At 40.5% G+C, this 14,328-nt stretch carries 14 protein-coding genes; 8 read left to right on the top strand and 6 right to left on the bottom strand.

Annotated elements, in window-relative coordinates:
- The first annotated feature begins 41 nt into the window (after nt 1-41).
- Nucleotides 42-971, top strand: coding sequence for a DUF3530 family protein (locus ABZP26_RS13985; protein ID WP_058155257.1), 930 nt, complete (start codon nt 42-44; stop codon nt 969-971).
- Here the strand turns inward: ABZP26_RS13985 and djlA are convergent.
- The 3 genes from djlA to ABZP26_RS14000 are packed head-to-tail and all read right to left on the bottom strand — an operon-like array spanning nt 954 to nt 3,499.
- Nucleotides 954-1,811 (bottom strand): co-chaperone DjlA, encoded by an 858-nt coding sequence (gene djlA / locus ABZP26_RS13990; RefSeq protein ID WP_008113211.1) that lies wholly within the window; start codon nt 1,809-1,811, stop codon nt 954-956. The two genes, ABZP26_RS13985 and djlA, sit on opposite strands and share 18 nt — an antisense overlap.
- 33 nt (nt 1,812-1,844) lie before the next feature.
- On the bottom strand, nt 1,845-2,501 hold the full coding sequence (gene murU, locus ABZP26_RS13995) for an N-acetylmuramate alpha-1-phosphate uridylyltransferase MurU (RefSeq protein ID WP_368485072.1): 657 nt from the start codon (nt 2,499-2,501) through the stop codon (nt 1,845-1,847).
- Nucleotides 2,498-3,499, bottom strand: a complete 1,002-nt coding sequence (locus ABZP26_RS14000) for an aminoglycoside phosphotransferase family protein (RefSeq protein ID WP_058155259.1) — start codon at nt 3,497-3,499, stop codon at nt 2,498-2,500. The genes murU and ABZP26_RS14000 overlap by 4 nt, the downstream gene beginning before the upstream one ends.
- A gap of 94 nt (nt 3,500-3,593) precedes the next feature.
- On the opposite strand from ABZP26_RS14000, the gene lptD reads away from it, so the two are divergent.
- From lptD to ABZP26_RS14035, 7 genes are all read left to right on the top strand, one after another.
- Entirely contained in the window at nt 3,594-5,840 is a 2,247-nt protein-coding gene (gene lptD / locus ABZP26_RS14005; RefSeq protein ID WP_008464121.1) for an LPS assembly protein LptD, read from the top strand.
- Between the two features lie 96 nt (nt 5,841-5,936).
- Nucleotides 5,937-7,232, top strand: a complete 1,296-nt coding sequence (surA, locus tag ABZP26_RS14010) for a peptidylprolyl isomerase SurA (RefSeq protein WP_008464120.1) — start codon at nt 5,937-5,939, stop codon at nt 7,230-7,232.
- A 2-nt stretch (nt 7,233-7,234) separates the two neighbouring features.
- A complete protein-coding gene (pdxA, locus tag ABZP26_RS14015) occupies nt 7,235-8,227 on the top strand; it encodes a 4-hydroxythreonine-4-phosphate dehydrogenase PdxA (protein ID WP_058155260.1) in 993 nt (330 codons plus the stop codon).
- The gene (rsmA, locus tag ABZP26_RS14020; protein WP_368485073.1) at nt 8,224-9,030 is read left to right on the top strand and encodes a 16S rRNA (adenine(1518)-N(6)/adenine(1519)-N(6))-dimethyltransferase RsmA; all 807 of its coding nucleotides are present in this window, start codon (nt 8,224-8,226) and stop codon (nt 9,028-9,030) included. The genes pdxA and rsmA overlap by 4 nt, the downstream gene beginning before the upstream one ends.
- Nucleotides 9,014-9,403 (top strand): Co2+/Mg2+ efflux protein ApaG, encoded by a 390-nt coding sequence (apaG, locus tag ABZP26_RS14025; RefSeq protein WP_008113223.1) that lies wholly within the window; start codon nt 9,014-9,016, stop codon nt 9,401-9,403. Before rsmA ends, apaG begins: the two co-directional genes overlap by 17 nt.
- Nucleotides 9,404-9,418: 15 nt before the next feature.
- A complete protein-coding gene (locus ABZP26_RS14030) occupies nt 9,419-10,237 on the top strand; it encodes a symmetrical bis(5'-nucleosyl)-tetraphosphatase (RefSeq protein ID WP_368485074.1) in 819 nt (272 codons plus the stop codon).
- 304 nt (nt 10,238-10,541) lie between these two features.
- Nucleotides 10,542-12,557: a methyl-accepting chemotaxis protein gene (locus ABZP26_RS14035; RefSeq protein WP_013465904.1), complete on the top strand. Its 2,016-nt coding sequence runs from the start codon at nt 10,542-10,544 to the stop codon at nt 12,555-12,557.
- Nucleotides 12,558-12,915: 358 nt separating this feature from the next.
- On the opposite strand, the gene rpmG is transcribed toward ABZP26_RS14035, so the two are convergent.
- The 3 genes from rpmG to radC all read right to left on the bottom strand — a co-directional run bounded on the left by rpmG (nt 12,916) and on the right by radC (nt 14,266).
- A complete protein-coding gene (rpmG, locus tag ABZP26_RS14040; protein ID WP_004587947.1) occupies nt 12,916-13,071 on the bottom strand; it encodes a 50S ribosomal protein L33 in 156 nt (51 codons plus the stop codon).
- Between the two features lie 11 nt (nt 13,072-13,082).
- Nucleotides 13,083-13,319 carry a 50S ribosomal protein L28 gene (gene rpmB / locus ABZP26_RS14045; protein WP_008464111.1) on the bottom strand — a complete coding sequence of 79 codons (237 nt, stop codon included), beginning with the start codon at nt 13,317-13,319 and terminating at the stop codon, nt 13,083-13,085.
- A 272-nt stretch (nt 13,320-13,591) separates the two neighbouring features.
- Complete coding sequence (gene radC, locus ABZP26_RS14050) at nt 13,592-14,266, bottom strand: DNA repair protein RadC (RefSeq protein ID WP_013465906.1); 675 nt, start codon at nt 14,264-14,266, stop codon at nt 13,592-13,594.
- Between the last annotated feature and the right edge of the window lie 62 nt (nt 14,267-14,328).

Below are 14,328 nucleotides of genomic sequence, written 5' to 3' on the forward strand. Positions count from 1 at the left end.
CTACGCCGATACATAAATAAGATTTAAATTAAAAGCTTATTATGTTTATTACGCAGATGTTTAAAGTCATTATTACTACTCTTGTGCTTGGCTGTACGTTAATCAGTTTTCAAGCGCTTAGTGCTGAGTATATTGCTCCCCCTCCTTTTTCAAAAAATATTGATGCGGATATCTCTCGCCTAGCCCAAAGTGATGAAGTAAAGCCTATTTTAGCTGGTGATACTGAGTTTTTAACTTTATACAGTGAATATATGAGTGCGGACTTTAGAGGTGTTGTAATACTTATTCCTGACTGGCAATCAACGCCAACAAACAATGCAGGCATGAACTTTTTACGTAAAGAACTGAATAACCACGGGTATACCTCTTATGCGATGACAGTGCCTGATATTGATTGGCAAGCAGCTCAAGATGATGCAGCAAAAACGATTAATGATCCTGTGGGCACAAATAATGAAACAGCCAACGCAAATACTAAGCCTGACACCAGCACACAAAAACAGCCCCATCATGCTGACTATGTTGAACAAGTAAATACTAAAGTGGTAGATAACTATAAATTAAAACTAGTCGCTCGCTACGAAGCTTTATACCAACAAGCTGCGATGGAGTCTGAGAATATTGTTGTTATTGCACAAGGCACCAGTGCTGGGGTGTTGTTGGAGCACTACGCTGAATTTTCAGACTCAAAAATAAGCGCCTTCATTAGTTTAAGTAGCTACCTTCCTAATACAAAACGTAATGCAAAGTTAAGCCAAATAACATCCTTGGTCACCCCCGCTTTGTTGGATATTTATTTTGCTACAGACAGTAATGATATCTTAATGAACCTTAAAAACCGTCAGCGTTGGGTTAATCGAAATGCAAAGTTTGATTATCGCCAACGTCAGTTGTTTGGATTACGCGATGCGCCGCAGCAACATGCACGGCTAAGCAAAGAAATAGACGGGTTTTTACGCCGCCTTTTTTAAATACTCGTATGCCGCTTGAATATCTTGGCTTTTTTTAACCGCGACTTCCATCATATGCTTAGGTAAACCTTGCGATACGAGCTTATCAGGATGGTGCTGAGCCATGAGCTTTCGGTAGGCTACTTTAATATCACGTTGCGATGCGTCTTTATTTAACCCTAATAAGGCCAATGCTTGCGAACGGTTCATATCATTACTTGGTGGTACATGATGTCCTGAACCTTCACGGTAGCTGCTACTTTGACTTTGCTGCTGTTTAAAACGCTGTTGTTGCTGCCTAAAGTTAAACTCTGCTTGATAACGTTTTAATACAAAGGCAAAGTGTGCTTTAGACACACCTAGCTGCTTACTAACTTCTTGCAGTAATTGCTTTTCTTGTGCAGCAAGTACCCCGTCAGAAAACGCCATTTGAATTTGAATTTCTAAAAATAACTGCAGTAAATCGTAACGTTTAGCAAAACGTTCTTTAAAATCATAAACCGTATCTTTGAGTGAAAAGTCGCTGTCTTTACCCGATTGAAACGCCTGCTGCGCTTCACGGCGCTCTTCGCCTTTTAAGCCCATTTCATCCATAAACAGCGTCGCTGCTTTAATGTGGGTTTCGCTAACACGGCCATTCGACTTGGCAATATGTCCCATTACCGCAAAGCAACTCGAAAAAAACAACGCTTGGCGTTCGTTAACATCATCGCCTTTAAAAAGGTTAGAAAAGCCGCCAGCTTTATCAAAGTCTTTTTTTAAGCTTTTATCAAACATATGGCCTAGGTATAAGCCTAAAATGGCACCAAATATTTTGCCAAACATAAAACCAAAACAGAAACCGAGAATTTTTCCCCACATTTTAAAACTTACCTCTAATGTTTTATATTTAGCTTATGGCGCTAGTTGTTGGTTAAGAGCCGATAAACGCTCTGGTGTGCCTATATCGTCCCATTGGCCAATATAGAGTTCAGTGGAGACTAAATGTTCATTTAATTTTTCACGTAGCAAAGGGCCTAATGGCCGAATGCCTGGGGCTAGCCCCTCAAAAAAGTCAGCTTGATAACGCCCTATCCCTGAAAAGGTATACCGCTGGCTATTTGTCGGTAAGTGGCTCAGTGCAAAATCGCCATCAGGATTATGCGCAGGGTTTTCAACCAATACAATGTGCGCCTCTTTAGGCTGTAAATGTAGCTGCATTAATGCACTGATATCGTAGTCGCTGTAAACATCCCCATTAATCACAATAAATGATTCATCAAGTAAAGGAAGCGCTTGAATAATACCGCCTGCGGTTTCAAGCCCGCCCGTCACTTCTTGGCTATAGGTTATAGTCACGCCCCACGCGCGCCCATCTGCAAAATAGGTTTTTATTTTATCTCCTTCCCACGCAAGGTTAATTATTATTTGAGTAATACCTGCAGCCTTTAGGCGCATAATATGATGCTCAATCAGTGGTTTTCCCGCTACACATAACATAGGCTTAGGTAACTCTGCGGTGAGCGGCATCATACGTTTACCGCGCCCAGCGGCTAATATCATCGCCTTCATGGTTGTTCCTCTTTTAACCGCTGTTGCACCTTTGGCACCACGCTAGTTTTTATCAAAGCCGATAAGTCGCTAAGCTCAGGGTATTGTGCCGCCACCTCTATTACGTATTCAAGTGTAGGGAGTATATTTGCTAAGTAACCTTGTTTACCATCACGCAAATATAAACGACAAAAAATACCCGCCGCTTTTAAATGGCGTTGCAAACCCGTTAAATCAAACCAATATTTAAATTCTGCAAATGACTCGTTAGTTATTAAACCTTGGCGTTTAAATTCGTCGTAACCAAACTCAAGTAAATGATTCAGCTCGTCTTTAGGCAATTTAAAGTAGCAGTCTCTTAAAAGTGAGACTAAGTCGTAACATAATGGGCCTTGTACCGCGTCTTGATAATCAATAATCGCCCATTGCTGCTCGCAGCGCATAATATTACGACTGTGATAATCCCGGTGCATTGTGACTGTGGGTTGCTCAAGCAGTGTATTTATTAGCAGCGCTGTGCTTGTTTGCCAAGTCTGTTGCTGCTCTGCACTGAGCTCTGCGCTAATAAAATCATTAACCAGCCAATTTTTAAAAATATCCAACTCTAATGCAATAAAGTCACGGTCATACGGATTCATTGACGGCGCGGCTGGAATTTTTGCCCACTTGGCACTTAAACTGATCAGTTGCTGGTAATACTCGCTGCGATTGGCATCATCAAGCAAGTCAGCTAAATGGGTGCTACCTAAATCACTTAGAATAAAAAAACCTTGCTGCTCGTCACTATGAATAATGGATGGTAATAAAAACCCCTGCTCAGAAAACACCTTGTTTAATGCAATATAAGGGACGTTGTTAACTTTTTTTGGATCTGAGTCCATCACAATAAAGTTTTTATTTTCAGCGTTTAACCTATAATAACGGCGAAAACTGGCATCTGCAGTTATTGCATTAAGCGCATAGGATTGCTCACCAAAGTGAGTATTAATAAACTGTTGTAAACTCTCAAAGCGTGTCATTTTATAAGCTATCTATTTTTCACTAATTACTTTGCCATTGTTTTCCTTTATTATGTATAGCTTGTAACTAATCACAGAGCATAAAGGTCGATAAATGAGCAAAACCTGGGGCATTTTGATGCTAAGCGTACTGAGCGCACCATCGCTTGCCGAAACTGAACTGACACACAACTTTTGTGGCACTTCAATGCAAACCAGAGCTTGGCAACCGCTTGCTGGCCTTGAGCTTGGAACGGTTGATATCAGCGCTGATGACGTTGAGCTTTTAGGCACACAAAGCGCTGAATTTACTGGCAATGTTGATATTAACACCGTTAACATGAGTTTGTCCGCACAATCAGCACTGATTGATAAACAACGTGGCCTGCTTAATGCCACTGGCCCAATTACCTATCGCGATTATGTAAGCCACGTACAAAGTTCGGGCTTAAATGCCGATTTAAATAACTCAGCATTTAGTTTATTAGGCGCACAATACAGCCTAACACAACAACAAGGTAAAGGCGGCGCGGAAAAGCTCACCATCGATAAGTCTGGCTTAATGCTGATGAATGCAAGCTTTACTGCGTGCCCAGGTAATACGCCTGTGTGGGCTATTGAAGCCGATGAAATAAACTTATCACGTGAAGAAGGCTGGGGCGAAACCTACAATGCCGTGCTACGTATTTTAGATACGCCGGTACTCTATTTACCTTATTTTACTTTCCCACTCGATGAGCGCCGTAAGTCAGGCTTATTAACGCCCAGCTTTTCAAGTTCAGATCGCTATGGGTTAGAAACGATTACGCCTTATTATTGGAACATTGCCCCTAATTATGATGCCACTATTACCCCGCGTTATATGTCACGTAAAGGGCTACAGTTACAAACTGAATTTAGATATTTAACCCCAGAGCACCAAGGTTTAGTGGCTGTAGAATATTTAAATAAAGATGACTCAGAGCCTGAACTTAACGAGCGCTTTTTGTTTCATTGGCAACAAAAAAGTTATATTGGTGAAGACTGGCGAGCCAGTATTGATATTACCAATGTTAGTGATGACAACTACCTAACTGATTTAAACTCCGCTTATGCCAGTAAAACCGATACGCAGCTTTATCGTACCGGCTCGCTAACCCATATGGGCGAAATGTGGCGTACTGATATAAAAGTGCAAAACTTTGAAGTACTAGGTGACCACTTAGAATCATACACGGCGTTACCACAAATTAGCTTTACCCAAACTACCCCATGGAAAATTGATTATTTCGATTTTAGTGTTTCAGGCGAGCTGAGCCATTTTACTAACAGCTCAGCGGTAATTGACCAAGCTACTCGCGTGCACATCGAACCTAAAGCACGCTTTGATTACAAAGAATATGCTTGGTCGTTTTTATCTGAAGTAAGCTTGCTTCAAACTAACTATAAACAAGACGGTGATTTACAGGGTACACAGTATAGCGATAATGTTTCGCGTACTTTGCCTAAAGTGCGCTTATATTCTCAGCTTAACTTTGAGCGCGACACCTCAATTTTTATTGACGATGGTATTCAAACTCTAGAGCCACAAATTCAGTATTTATATACGCCTAATAAAGATCAGTCTGACATTGGCTTATACGATACCACCAAGTTACAAGATGACTTTTTTGGTTTATTCAGGGATGCGCGTTTTTCAAGTGTTGACCGAATTGCCGCAGCTAATCAATTTACGCTCGGGGCTACAACGCGTTTATTTGATAAGAAAAATGAAGAAGTATTTAACTTCAGCGCAGGCCAAATATTTTATTTAAGTGATTCAGCCAAGCCTACAGAGCAAGGGCTTAATAGCGATAGTAACTACAATGCCTTGTTTGCAGCGCAAACCATGTTACATTGGCACCGCCGCTGGTATTTATCGGGTGGTATTCAGTACGACACGGATGGCAAGCAAATTATCCAGTCAAATTTAACCTTAGACTACAAAGGTGACGATAATCAGCTGGTTCAATTGAACCATCGCTATGCAAATGATGTCTCAGGAAATACAATCGAGCAAGCGGGCTTATTTACAAGCATCCCTATCAGTGACGAGTGGCAATTTATTGCAAGTTACCATCGCGATCTTGATAATAACCGCAGTATTGAAGTATTTAGTGGATTACAGTATGAATCGTGCTGTTGGGCGTTCCAAATTACTGGCCATCGCCAAATTGAAACTGATTTAAATCAGTCAATTGGGCAACCCCAAGCCACTTTTGATTCGAGTATTCGTTTGAATTTTGTATTAAAAGGGCTTGGTAGTAAAAGCCGTTACGATGCTCAAAAATTATTACAACAAGGTATTTTTGGTTATCGTAGGCCGTATTTTCTTAATGACTAAACTGCTTTATTTATAGTAAAAATTTACAAATAACTATATCAATTTAGCCGTATTTAGCATTACAACAGTACTATTAGTAAGAGTAGTAAAAAGAATATGAATTTAAAAAAATTATTAACATCAGCAGTTTTAACGTTCAGCTTATGCCAAAGTGCATTTGCCGCCCCTGTCGAAATAGATAAAGTAATTGGTATTGTAAACCAAGGCGTTATTTTAAAAAGTGAAGTAGACACCATTGTTGATCGCGTAAAAAAACAAGCAGAAGAACAAAACCAACAGCTGCCAAAAGACGAAACACTGCGTGTTCAGGCGATTGAGCGTTTAGTAAATCAAACCTTGATGATGCAGATGGCTGAGCGTATGGGCTTAGAAATTTCAGATAGCCAGCTTGACCAAACCCTTGCCAACATGGCTAAAGAGCAAGGCGGTACAATTGCTGATTTGCGTCGTACTATTGAAGCGTCGGGTGAGAGCTTTCAAGCTTACCGCGAAGAAATTCGTAAAGAGATAACCACGCAACAAGTTACGCGTGCAAACGTAGACCGCCGTATATATGTAAGCGATCAAGAAATTGATAACCTACTAAAAATTATGGATAGCCAAGGCCAAAATGCCGAAGAATATGATATTGGTCATATTCTTATCGATATTCCAAGTGGTGCAAGTGCAGACGACGTAAGCTCAGCAAAAACACGCGCAGACAAAGTTATTGAGCTGCTGCAAGACGGCCAAGAATTTAAGCGTATTGCCATTTCATCATCAAGTGGCTCAAAGGCCCTTGAGGGCGGCCAATTAGGCTGGATGGGCATTAACGAAATGCCATCGTTATTTGCAGAAGCTGTAAAAGGTAAAAAGAAAGATGCGATTATTGGTCCACTTCGTTCCGGTGCGGGTTTCCACATCATTAAAGTACAAGACGTACGTGGGCGTCAAGTAGTTGAAACCACCGAAGTTAAATCTCGTCATATTCTTATTAAGCCTTCAATCATTTTAAGTGAAGAAAAAGCACGCACTATGCTAGCTGGCTTTGTTAAAGATTTACGCGCCGGCGATGCTGACTTTGCAGAACTTGCTAAAGAATACTCACAAGACCCCGGTTCAGCACTTAAAGGTGGTCAATACGATTGGACTGATCCAACCACCTACGTGCCTGCGTTTAGAGATACGTTACTATCACTTGATAAAAACGAAATCAGCGAACCATTTAGAAGTCAGTTTGGCTGGCACATTGTGCAGTTACTAGATAAACGTGTTGCAGATAAGACCGAGCAAGCTAAACGTAATCGTGCACATGGCATGTTGTTTAATCGTAAATTTAAAGAGGAAAGCTTTAACTGGCAGCAAGAAATGCGCGAACAAGCCCATGTTGAAATTTTCCCAATAGACGAATAATTATGACCTTAAGAATTGCGGTAACCCCAGGTGAGCCTGCAGGCATTGGCCCAGACTTGCTATTAAAACTGGCACAGCATAGCTGGGATGCGCAACTAGTAGCGATTGCAGATGCATCGCTACTAAAACAGCGCGCTAAGCATTTAGGTTTAAACATTAAATTAATTGAATTTGATGAACAAGCCAAAGCAATGCCAACAGCAGCAGGTAGCTTATATATTAAGCAGATTGATTTAGCAGAGCCCGTTGAGCTTGGCGTTCTTAATGACGCCAATGGGCAATACGTTTTAGATACATTACGTATTGCCAGCGAGAAGAATATGGATGGCACATTTGATGCCATTGTTACGGGGCCTGTTCATAAAGGTATTATTAACCAAGCCGGCATTTCTTTTAGTGGCCATACTGAGTACTTTGCTCAGCAATCAGGTACAGCCGATGTGGTTATGTTATTAGCCACTGAAGGTTTGCGTGTTGCCCTAGTAACTACACATATTCCGCTTGCTTATGTCTCTCGTGCTATTACGCAAGAGCGACTAGTTAAAGTGGCTAATATTCTTAATCATGACTTAAAAACGAAATTTGGCATTGAGCAACCACGTATTTTAGTCTGTGGCTTAAACCCACATGCCGGTGAAGATGGCCATTTAGGCCGCGAAGAAATCGACACGATTACGCCTACGCTCGACCTACTAAGAGCTGAGGGGATGAACTTAATCGGACCTTTACCAGCCGATACGTTATTTCAAGATAAATACCTAAATGAAGCCGATGCAGTGCTGGCTATGTATCACGATCAGGGATTACCTGTGCTAAAATACAAAGGATTTGGTAAGTCAGTGAATATAACTCTCGGCCTTCCATTTATTCGCACCTCAGTCGATCACGGTACTGCGCTTGATTTAGCCGGTACAGGCGATGCTGATGTTGGCAGTTTTGAATTAGCGATCCGCGAAGCAATTAAGCTCGCCCATGAAAAAGCACAGAATCAATGACCGATAAAGTACACTTAGGACACCGCGCCCGTAAACGTTTTGGCCAAAACTTTTTATTCGATGAGTCAATCATCGACAAAATCGTCACCGCTATCGATCCTAAACCGCAAGATAATTTAGTAGAAATTGGCCCAGGTCTAGGCGCTATTACCGAGCCTGTTGCCGATTTAAGTGGCCATTTAACGGTTGTTGAGCTAGATAAAGATTTAGCCCAGCGTTTAATTGAACACCCATTTTTAGGGCCAAAATTAACCGTAAACCAAGGCGATGCAATGAAGTTTGATTTTGCAAGCCTGGTTAAAGATGACAAAAAGCTAAAAGTATTCGGCAACCTGCCGTACAACATTTCAACGCCTTTATTGTTTCACCTGTTTGAATTTGCCGATCATATTGAGCACATGCACTTTATGCTGCAAAAAGAAGTGGTAAAGCGCATGGTAGCAGGCCCTGGTAGTAAAACCTTTGGTCGCTTGAGTGTGATGACTCAGTATTATTGTCATGCGATGCCTGTGGTAGAGGTACCGCCTGAGTGCTTTAAACCGGCACCTAAAGTCGATTCTGCGGTTATTCGCTTAATTCCTAAAAAGGCACAGCAGCGCACCGCTAAAAGCGTTAAAATATTAAACACCGTTTGTTTAGAAGCGTTTAATCAGCGCCGTAAAACGTTGCGTAACAGCCTTGGCAACCTTCTAACCCCTGACGAATTAACCAGCATTGGCATTGATATTACTTTGCGAGCTGAGAGCCTGTCGTTACAACAATTTATTGATATAGCTAACTGGATTTATGACAACAAGCAGTAATATAGGATCACCTGTAAAGGTATCTGTTGAAACGTTTTATGTAGAAGAGCAATCGCAACCTGAACTAGATAAGTTTGTGTTCGCCTACTCCGTTACTATAAAAAACCACAGTTTATGCAGTGCAAAGCTACTTAGCCGTTATTGGCTAATTACTGATGCCAATGGCAAAGAAGTAGAAGTGCAAGGCGAAGGTGTGGTCGGTGAAACCCCAGATATAGCCCCAGGTGAAAGCTACAAATATACCAGTGGTGCAATAATAGATACACCGGTAGGCACCATGCAGGGACATTACACTTTACGTAACGAGTTTGGTGCTGAATTTAAAGCACCCATAAACGTATTCCGCTTAGCCTGCCCTAATATCCTACACTGATAAAAACAGGTAACAATGGCCGACTACGCAATAGGTGATTTACAAGGCTGCTTTGACGAATTTAGTTTATTGTTGAAGCAAGTCGACTTTAACCATAGCAAAGATCACCTATATTTAGTGGGTGATATTGTCGCTCGCGGCCCAGACTCTAAAGCGTGCCTTGATTATATTTATCAACATCAAGACAGCGTTAGCGTCACATTAGGCAATCATGACTTACACATGATTGCCTGTTATTTAAATAACGTTACACCTAACCCCAAAGACAAACTCACTGCACTGTTTAACAGTAGTAAACTGCCCCACTACATCGCGTTTTTACAAACTCAGCCTTTAGCGCTTTATTTAGAACAATATAATTGTTTTATTTCTCATGCAGGCCTTAACCCTGATTGGTCGTGCGAGCAAGCCATTAAGCACGCTCAATTTGCGCAGCAATGCTATGGTGCTGATAACGCTAAGTTCTTCTTAAAAAACATGTATCAGCCTCACCCGCTAAAATGGACTGAGCAACTTGATGATGCTGCTAAATTTCGTTACATCGTTAATTATTTCACTCGCATGCGCTTTATTACGCCTGATAATTTGCTCGATTTTAATGCAAAAGAAGCAACAACAAATTCATCATCACTAATTCCTTGGTTTTCTCATCCTGCCATTATGAACGCTCAACATGACCTAATTTTTGGACACTGGGCAGCACTTGAAGGCAAAACGCCCTACAACCACCTTTATGCTCTAGACACGGGTTGCGTATGGGGTGGCTCAATGACACTAATAGAACTGCAAAGTAAGCAAAAATTTTCAGAAAAATCACAACTTTTGTCTAAATAAACTGAAAAAAGTTAATACATCTGTTAAGTTTAAGAGTGGATGTTAAATTGTATAATTACAAAACATTCACAATAATGTGTAAAAAATAGCAATGCTCTTATAATTGAGTTAAACATAGACAGTAAACGAGTGTTATTGCCTACATTATTTTTTATCTTTAATAAAAGACTTAGTTTGTAATTAAGTTTTGCGGTAAATTTAGCAACTAACTATTAACAGTAAAAATTAATTATTTTTAATTACTTAACTTATTGTTGAAAGCGCCGATAAGTTTTAATAGACGTATTTTTGAATGGAAAACCATATGAATCTAACAGTGAGTCAACGTATTTGGGGTGGTTTTATATTTATCACTTTATTACTTTTAATTATTGGCGGTAACTCTTTAATAAAAATAGCAAATATAGATCGTTCAACTCAAAAAGTTAATCAGCTATCGCTTCCTGCATTAAACAAGAGCGCTCAGTTACAAGCAGAATTTATTTTGATGAGTAAAGCCGCTCAAGCTAGTTTCCATATAACATCGGCTCAAGAACTCGCCACGTTAAAAGCGCAAATAGAAGAGCAAAAACAAATATTTAATAAATTGCACCGCGAACTACAACAAGTTGTTAAAGACGATCCACAGTTAAACAAAAGCAGCCTTGAAGTTGAAAAAACCTACCAGAGCTTTTCAAATATCATAAACAGCCTGCTTAAAGATAAAAACACCCAGCTAGTGCTTAACAAAAAGCTCAAAGCTCAATTAGAAACCGTTGAGCTTGCGGCAGAAGATGCAAACTCTATGGTGCTTGATATTATTGATATTGATGGTTTAGAGGATAATCATCCACGCGCTTATCAAGCAGCTAATAATCTAGAAAATAACTTTATGTCCGTGGTTACCAGCAGCACCGACATGCTAACCGTTAAAACGCTTAACACGCTCGATATTATCAAAAACGAGCAAGTGTATTACTTTGAAGAAGTCGTTCGTACCGTTTCATTAATAAAGCCGGCGATAGAGCAAAGTCACAGCAGCTTGTTTAATGACTTAAAGGGTTATGTAGATACCCTAGAGAGCAATATTTTAGGTAACGATAGCCTTTCAGCTAATAAAAAACGCCTTATTGACGCAATAAGCACAACCGAGCGTGAATTAGCAGAGTCTGAAAAAGCGACTAAAACAGCGCTTAGCCAAATTGACGAATTAGTATTACAAGCCAGTGGCGTTGCATTTACATTACAAGAAGGCGTACGTAGTGACGTAAACTCAGCTAATTTATGGACATGGATAGGTATGATCATTGCGACTATTATCGCTGTGCTTGTAGCCATCATTACGGTTAACCGTATTACTAAGCCATTAGCGGAAGTAAATCGTATTCTAGATATTGTTGCCAGTGGTGATATGACTCAACGCTTAGATGACAGCGCAAAAGATGAATTTGGTGAGTTATCGAAAAGTTGTAATACCTTAATTGATAGCTTACGTAGCTTAATCACCGGTATTATTTCACGTTCAACACAACTTGCAGCCGCTTCTGAGCAAACCTCAACAATTACCGGTGAATCAAGCAAAGCAATCAGTAATCAGCAAGCGCAAGTAGAGCAAGCAGCAACCGCAACCACTGAAATGAGCAGCACATCACAAACAGTGAGTAATAGTGCGCAACAAGCACTGAGCGAAATTAAAAATGCCGATAAAGAAGCGGAGCGCGTTAAAGGTATTTCAAATCAAAATAAAGCAACCATTGAGCAACTCGCCTACGAAGTAGACGAAGCATCAAGTGTTATCAATAAACTACACAAAGATAGCGCATCAATTGGTAGTATTTTAGATGTTATTCGCGGTATTGCCGAGCAAACTAACTTACTCGCACTTAATGCAGCGATTGAAGCCGCTCGTGCCGGAGAGTACGGCAGAGGCTTTGCTGTGGTAGCTGATGAAGTAAGATCGCTTGCGAGTAAAACACAAGAGTCGACCCAAGAAATTCAATCTATGATTGAATCACTACAGTCGGGCGCTGAAGAAGCGGTTAAAGCTATGGAAAAAGGTAAAGAACGCGCGGTTTCGTGTGTTGAGCAAAGTGACTTAGCCAACAGTGCACTGGACTCAATTACCCTTGCAGTATCACAAGCGCATAATGTCAGTGAAGAGATATCAACAGCAGCACAAGAGCAACAACAAGTATCACAAGAGATCAGTGAGCGCTTAGAGTCTATTGTTGCTATTGCCGAGCAAACAGCAGAAGGCGCTGTACAAACGAATATTTCAAGTTCAGAAGTGGCTAAATTAGCCGAAGAACTAAGAATATCAGTAGAGAACTTTAAAGTATAAATATCGCGCTGTAAGTAGCCTTAGAGCTACTTACAGCTCATACCCTAGTAAGTCAGCGTAAAGCCCCCTTATTCCTCTTCAGGCATACTTAAACAGCTCATAACCGCACTCTAAATACACAACACCAAACGACTTAGCCCGTAAAGTCATTTAATGCTCATACTCTTTATGTTTTTTAGTTATAAACAACTGATGCCATTATCTACGGAATAATTCGTGGTGCTTAACAAAAGCCAATTAGCGATTTAATTCAATGGGTATCATTACGGTGATATGGTTTAGGTGGATGATAGAGCAGATTTTAAAAACAAAAAACCCAGCATAAGCTGGGTTTTTACATTTCTGAAAGAAAACTAAATTACTTGATTTTAGCTTCTTTGAAAATCACATGTTTACGAGCCTTAGGATCGAATTTTTTGATTTCCATTTTTTCAGGCATGTTACGCTTGTTCTTGTCGGTAGTGTAGAAAAAACCAGTACCAGCAGTTGAAACTAAACGGATCTTATCGCGCATAATTCAGTTCCTTAAACTTTTTCGCCACGAGCACGGATTTCAGTAAGAACCGTGTCAATGCCTTTTTTATCGATAATACGCATACCTTTAGTAGTAGTGCGTAATGTTACAAAACGTTTTTCACTTTCAACCCAAAAACGGTGTGTTTGTAGGTTAGGTAGGAAACGACGTTTAGTCGCGTTTCTCGCGTGTGAACGGTGGTTACCAACCGCTGGACGCTTACCTGTAACTTGACATACTTTAGACATGTCTATATATCTCCAATAACTTCGCTCGAGCTTAATTTTCCCTAAGGCCATGTATTTGTGCCCTAGAGATAAATCGAAGGGCGCTCTTTATACAGCTTTTACAGGCAAAGATCAAATACTGATCTTATCCAACCAGCTCATGTGTAAATTTGATAGCGGCTAATTATAAAGATCGAATGCCCTTAGGGAAAGTAAAAACTGCATTTAAATTAAACTAATTTGCCAAAACGCACTAAACCGCTCATTTTTAGCACATATCTGAAGCGATAAACTCAAATCAGTCCCCGTTCGGCAAACGAAACACTGCTTTCACCACCAATAATAATATGATCCAACACATTTATGTCGACTAATTGCAGTGCTTGGCACAACTTATTGGTAATGAGCTTATCGGCCTGACTCGGTTCTGCAATACCACTGGGGTGATTATGTGAAAAAATAACCGCCGCCGCATTATTTTTCAGTGCCGCCTTTACCACTTCACGCGGATATACACTGGCCGCATTAATTGTGCCGTAAAATAATATTTCATCTTTTAATAAACGATTTTGACTATCAAGGTACAACACCATAAATACCTCTTGCTGCAATCCACGCATTTGCAGCGTTAAGTAGTCATAAACGGCTTGTGGGGAGTTAAAAACGGCGTCGCGCACAAAGCCCTCTTGCATGTATCGCTGGCTTAGTTCAAGTACTGCTTGTAGCTGAACATATTTAGCCATTCCCAAGCCTTTTTGCGCACAAAATTCATCCATACTGGCATTAAACAAATTATGCAGGGTTTTATTTTCGTTGATCAGATGCTGCGCCAACTCTATGGCATTCATGCCGGGTAGGCCCGTGCGCAAAAATATAGCTAATAGTTCAGCATCAGAGAGTGCCTTTGCGCCCTTTTCTAGCAGTTTTTCTCGCGGGCGGAGCGAATTAGGCAGTGACGTTAATTGCATGATTCATCCTTGAAAGATTACTGTACTGTATAACTGTAATGCAAAATCAAAAATTAGCGCGA

The sequence above is a fragment of the Pseudoalteromonas sp. SD03 genome, from assembly GCF_040937955.1.
Lineage (GTDB): Bacteria > Pseudomonadota > Gammaproteobacteria > Enterobacterales > Alteromonadaceae > Pseudoalteromonas > Pseudoalteromonas tetraodonis.